Here is a 5,192-nt window from a genome sequence, read left to right as displayed (position 1 = left end):
CCGACTGCCACTCTCATGCGGACATCGGCACTGCCCCCAGTGCCAACACCGCACCACTTCGGACTGGTTAAACCGTCAAAAACAAAAGCTGTTACCCGTCCATTACTTTATGGTGACCTTCACCCTACCGCACCAGCTCAAACCCCTGGCTCGACACGCGCCAAAAGCACTCTACCAAACGATGTTCCAAATCGCTTCAAGCGTGCTAAAGAGCTTCGCCAAAAGACAGAGCAAAGGAGCACTCGGCTTTACCGCCTTGCTGCATACTCACAGTAGGCAACGCAACCTACATCCCCACCTACACATCATCGTCGCGGGTGGACGGTATGACTCATCCAAGCAAGTATGGCACAAAGACCAACAGCAATACCTGTTCAATGCGTTCGCCTTGGCTAAAGTATGGCGGGCTCAGTTACTACATGCGCTCCATCAACATCCTCTCCATCAACATCCTCTGTTATGGGTGCCAGGCGGTTTACCAAGCAAGTGGGTCGTTGACTGCCGATGCGTAGGGGAAGGAAAGCCTGCGTTAGAATATCTCTCGCGCTACCTGTATCGAGGCGTGTTACCCGACCGCGACATCATCCAGATAAAACAAGAGTCTGTGACGTTCAGGTACAAAGAGAGTCAAACTCAGCAATGGAAACAGCGAACACTGCCAACGCTCAAGTTCTTACTGCTCATCTTGCAACACGTCCTGCCTAAAGGGCTGCAACGAGTGCGTGATTATGGCTTCTTGCGAGGGCAAGCTCGGCAAACACTTGGCCGTATACAACTGTTACTACTTGGACTGTTTTACTCGTTGCCAAACCTTGAACCCGTCACAAAGAGCAAAGCCACACGCTGCTGTCCTTGCTGTCAACATGAGATGGCCTGTGTGGGGTTCACTCGACCGAGATAGCCGAAAGGCATCCAATAATAAGGATAATGGCCGTCATCAACAAGAGAAGGAGAAACAGCCACTAAGAACCAACATTAGCCAGTTAACCCATTGATAAGGCGGAACTCTCCACCTTGCAATACCTGCGCTCGCCTTGAGAAAAGCATCAAGGTCGCCACCCTTCTAGAGCAGATCGCACAATTTACTTATATAGAGGCTCGGGCTTGTCCAACACTTGGGATTTAACGTTGGCTACGCAACGCTTAATCCTTATTTGTTAGCCATTTGTTTCCACGAACACTGACTCTTTGAACGACATTGAACTTGCATTATTCTCAATAAGAAACTGGAGCGTCCCAATTAAAACAGCGACCCCTTTATCAATTTCTTGAGATATCTCCCAATAATTTTTCTCTGCCTCTTTAAACCCTAAATCTGTTTCTTCGTACCTAGGACGAAACAATGGAAAATCTCCATGAGCAATGTCACTACGAAGTTTATAGAAGTCTTGTATTAGTCTTTTATTTGAATGAGGTAGAGGACCTAGAACAACTGGGAGCTTTCGGTTTAATCCTCGTGCTTTAGGCTCACCTTTGCTTAGATACAAATTTTCTATTACTTGAGATAACTGTAAAACATCAGTGGACTCAATATCTCTTTTATACGATAGGTGCAGTAAAACGGCACTTGCCTTGGTAATTGAAGTATTAGCGAGATTGAAAAATATTGAGCTATATTTTTCAAGCCAATACCAAGACTTTGTAACTGAGATTGGTTTTAGTCGTGGCCAGCCATTTACCGAGGAGTAGTGCCAACCACTTTCCAATTCTGCACAATGGAGCGACCTCCAAGCTTCACCAACTTGAATGCTTCCAAAATTGCAACCACCACGTATAGCGATATTCAATACCAAAAAAATTTGTTCCATCACCCTCTCAAGGAACTTAAGCTCACTCCAACCCTCATCATCAAAGTTTTTCTCAATCGAAAAGTTAATACTTGCACTAAACGGATGCTCTGTATCCAATTTGCTTAAATCAAACGAGAAGGTTCTAAAGAATTCGGTACAGTTTTCAGGCTTTAACCGATTTAGTTTTTCACAAATGTCACTGACGTCCACCGAAACATAAACAGTTCTATTTGAGTCAAGTGGTATCGCATAGTTTGTCAAAATTGATTCAATTTCACGCCATCCGAATATGACGTCATCATGCTCAACTTCTGCACTATTTGGCGTAATATTTCCGCACCTAATACTGATTGATTTCAAAATTTTCTCCGAATGGCTAACGCTGAGCTAAGCCGCACGAAACCTTGGCATATACTTTTGCGGAGCAAAAATGCCAAGCGTTGAGTGTCGGGTTAAGCGTTTTGTTAAATGTGTTTTCTGCGTGCAATATTTTTTCTGTGTAACCATTCTCTGATGTACCAGTCAATGAACCCCATAGGAAAGCCAATGAGAAACGCTATAGAAGCATGCTGTGGAAGTTCATACCACATGTTACTTATTAGAGATTCATTCCCAAATAGGTATGTACCCAAAATTTTACCTAAAATAAAAAAAATACCTATTTTTAGGGTCGATGTGAGTACAAATCTAAATTTCCCTTTTTTCCGCTCATTATTCCATCTATGGAATTTAGCATCTTGATCTTCCATGAACATTGCACCTGTCTATAGTGAGCACATTTAACGAATGATATGGACTCCCTCTCCTAACCACCCGCGTGCCATACTTTCCAAATACACGCTCAATATATGGAGGTTTCCATGTCTACCATCCAAACCATTGGCATCGACCTCGCCAAGAATGTATTTAGTATTCATGGCGTTGATCAATATGGCAAGTGCGTACTACGCAAAACCGTTAAGCGAAACAAGCTATTAGACACGTTCGCCAATATACCTCCCTGTTTAATCGGGATGGAAGCTTGCTCTGGTGCCCATCATTGGGCGAGACAGCTATTAAAGCTTGGGCATACTCCAAAAATCATGGCATCTAAGTTTGTTATCCCCTACCGACAAAATGAAAAAAACGATGCCAATGATGCCGAAGCAATTTGTGAAGCCGTATCCCGACCTAAAACTCGCTTTGTCACCATCAAAAGTGAAGAGCAACAAGCCGTTCTATGCTTGCATCGAATTCGTCAGGGGTTAATAAAAACAAGAACAGCAACCATCAACCAGCTCAGAGGGTTACTTTCTGAATTTGGTATTGTAATGCCACAAGGGCGCTACTCCGCTCAAAATACTATCGGAAGTATCCTAGAAGATGCAGAGAATGGCTTACCTGCATTAGCTCGTGAGCTACTTCAAGACTTATCCAATAACATTCAAAGCATTAACCTAAAAATCCTACGGTACGATAGAAAAATCTCAGCTCTTGTTCGGGAAATGGATGCAGCAAAGGCCCTTATGGATATCCCTGGTGTCGGTGAACACAGTGCCAGTGCCATTGTCGCCACCGTTAATGACGCGAAACAATTTGGCTCTAGTCGCCAATTTGCAGCTTGGATAGGATTAGTACCAAGGCAGTACTCAACAGGTGGTCATGTTCATCTTGGTCGCATCAGCAAAAGAGGCGAAAAACACATTCGTACTCTACTTATCCATGGCGCAAGAGCCGTTATTGCACGATGCAAAGAGAAAACCGACCGCAACAGTATTTGGTTAAATCAACTCGTTGAACGACGAGGTTATAAACGAGCCGCTGTCGCCCTAGCAGCCAAAAATGCTCGTATCATATGGGCATTATTAACGACGGGAAAAGAATTTAAGATTGACTATGTAAACGGTTAATACCCACCGAGTCAAAGCAATAGCTAATGATGACAATACGGTCAGACCGAGATGCTGAAACCTGACTATAAAGCTAGTAATCAAATACTGCCTAACGAATGAGGTCAGCATCAAGCGAATATCATCAGGGTGACGGAGTTTCTCCGATTAAACACCGAATGTAGAGCTGCTGTCAGATCCACTGTTGTTAGCGGGAGCTATTGTTGACAAAAGAGGGAGTCCATGTAGCTTTATAGACGGATTTTTTCCGTCTTTGCATTCCGTCTATGTTGCTGTCATTTTATATGAAACTCAACTTATATTAATCTATTGTGTGAATCTGCATATACTTCTGGGGGCGAATTACTGAAAAATTCCGTACAAGAGACCAAAATACGGATTAAGTTGACTTGGTCTCTTGTTGTGCTGGTTAGGTTGTTCGTTATCTGATTTTGAGAAGCTCTAGAGTAAAAAGTAACCTGCTTGTGGAGGTAGGCGTTGGCGACTTGTAAGTCATATGGGTTCTGGAATAAACAAGCCCGGCTAACAATGAAATCACTGCAACGCTATCTCGCAGATAGTGATAGAATCCTCACATCAGAATTATTGAGACACCTCTATGTTTATCCATCATGTTAACGGTATCGACTGGCTGGTGATTACAGCTTTTGAAGAACTAAAGACTATGTTTATTGAAGACGCTGGTACGATTCCTCGCTGCTTCTCTACTGCTAGTGAGTTGAGCTTAATTGATCAAGCTAAACGCACTTATGGATATTTGCCTGCGCTTAAAGGCGTTATCACCGATACCGGTACGTTTCAAAGTAACGAGCTTGAGGAGGATTTGAATCCACAGCTCGCTTGCCTAGTAGAAGGACGTGGTCGAGTGTTTATCTATTACGGAGGCTATGTCGCTTTTGTCGATGATGACCAAACCTTTATTACCCGACTGGACTGACAACGACATCTTACTGGTGAAATCACATCCGAAACGTTAAGAACTCTGATAATAGCGAGCTATTATCAACAAAAACTATAAAGTCTTTCCTTAATAGCCCGACTTGTTGAAGCGACTGATGGCATTGGATTAGAGAATGCGAAAGAGTTAGTCAGATTAAATCACACACTCATCATTCATGGCAGAACGCCTAATAAAGTTTCAAACGTGGTTGAGCAGCTACTGGCGATTAATTCTGATGCCAAATTGGAGACTTTGATCACCGACTTATCTGATCTGTCTCAGGTCAGTACCATGATTAATGAAATATCTGAGCGTTTCTCAAAAATCGATGTGCTGATTAATAATGCTGGTGTCTTTACCGCCCCCAGGGCGAGATCTCACATAGTTTGTAGGGTTTAATTGATTAAATGCCAAACAACACGGTCAATTTGCGTTCACCTGCATCAAGGAATTAAATGTTCTTTATTTTCGATTGAACTAATCCTGATTTTGTTGATCAGATCATTATCTATGTACTACTCAACCTACAAAATGACACTTTTTGAACGCCTTAATCGCATACCCGATCCACGT

The 5,192-nt window shown here is 43.0% G+C and carries 6 protein-coding genes; 4 read left to right on the top strand and 2 right to left on the bottom strand.

Going from position 1 to position 5,192, the window contains the following annotated elements; all coding sequences use genetic code 11:
• Positions 1 to 901, top strand: a 901-nt coding sequence (locus tag VTH8203_RS21925; protein WP_096995579.1) for an IS91 family transposase, incomplete at its 5' end; no start/stop codon positions are given.
• Positions 902 to 1,157: 256 nt separating this feature from the next.
• On the opposite strand, the gene VTH8203_RS21920 is transcribed toward VTH8203_RS21925, so the two are convergent.
• Positions 1,158 to 2,150 (bottom strand): hypothetical protein, encoded by a 993-nt coding sequence (locus VTH8203_RS21920; RefSeq protein ID WP_096995578.1) that lies wholly within the window; start codon positions 2,148 to 2,150, stop codon positions 1,158 to 1,160.
• 104 nt (positions 2,151 to 2,254) lie between these two features.
• Positions 2,255 to 2,539, bottom strand: a complete 285-nt coding sequence (locus tag VTH8203_RS21915) for a hypothetical protein (protein WP_096995577.1) — start codon at positions 2,537 to 2,539, stop codon at positions 2,255 to 2,257.
• 111 nt (positions 2,540 to 2,650) lie between these two features.
• Here VTH8203_RS21915 and VTH8203_RS21910 point away from each other — a divergent pair, with 111 nt between their 5' ends.
• The 3 genes from VTH8203_RS21910 to VTH8203_RS21900 all read left to right on the top strand — a co-directional run bounded on the left by VTH8203_RS21910 (position 2,651) and on the right by VTH8203_RS21900 (position 5,018).
• Positions 2,651 to 3,679 (top strand): IS110 family RNA-guided transposase, encoded by a 1,029-nt coding sequence (locus tag VTH8203_RS21910; RefSeq protein ID WP_096995576.1) that lies wholly within the window; start codon positions 2,651 to 2,653, stop codon positions 3,677 to 3,679.
• Positions 3,680 to 4,277: 598 nt separating this feature from the next.
• Entirely contained in the window at positions 4,278 to 4,616 is a 339-nt protein-coding gene (locus VTH8203_RS21905; RefSeq protein WP_096995575.1) for a cytosolic protein, read from the top strand.
• A gap of 93 nt (positions 4,617 to 4,709) precedes the next feature.
• The gene (locus tag VTH8203_RS21900) at positions 4,710 to 5,018 is read left to right on the top strand and encodes an SDR family NAD(P)-dependent oxidoreductase (protein ID WP_096995574.1); all 309 of its coding nucleotides are present in this window, start codon (positions 4,710 to 4,712) and stop codon (positions 5,016 to 5,018) included.
• Positions 5,019 to 5,192 lie beyond the last annotated feature (174 nt).

Source organism: Vibrio thalassae, from assembly GCF_900089835.1.
In the GTDB taxonomy this organism is placed as follows: domain Bacteria; phylum Pseudomonadota; class Gammaproteobacteria; order Enterobacterales; family Vibrionaceae; genus Vibrio; species Vibrio thalassae.
This window is presented reverse-complemented; position numbering and strand designations above follow the sequence as displayed.

What these genes read in the sequence shown, in the direction of transcription:
- VTH8203_RS21915 (WP_096995577.1), bottom strand. Translation starts at nt 2,539, where the DNA reads ATGGAAGATCAAGATGCTAAATTCCATAGATGGAATAATGAGCGGAAA.
- VTH8203_RS21910 (WP_096995576.1), top strand. Translation starts at nt 2,651, where the DNA reads ATGTCTACCATCCAAACCATTGGCATCGACCTCGCCAAGAATGTATTT.
- VTH8203_RS21905 (WP_096995575.1), top strand. Translation starts at nt 4,278, where the DNA reads ATGTTTATCCATCATGTTAACGGTATCGACTGGCTGGTGATTACAGCT.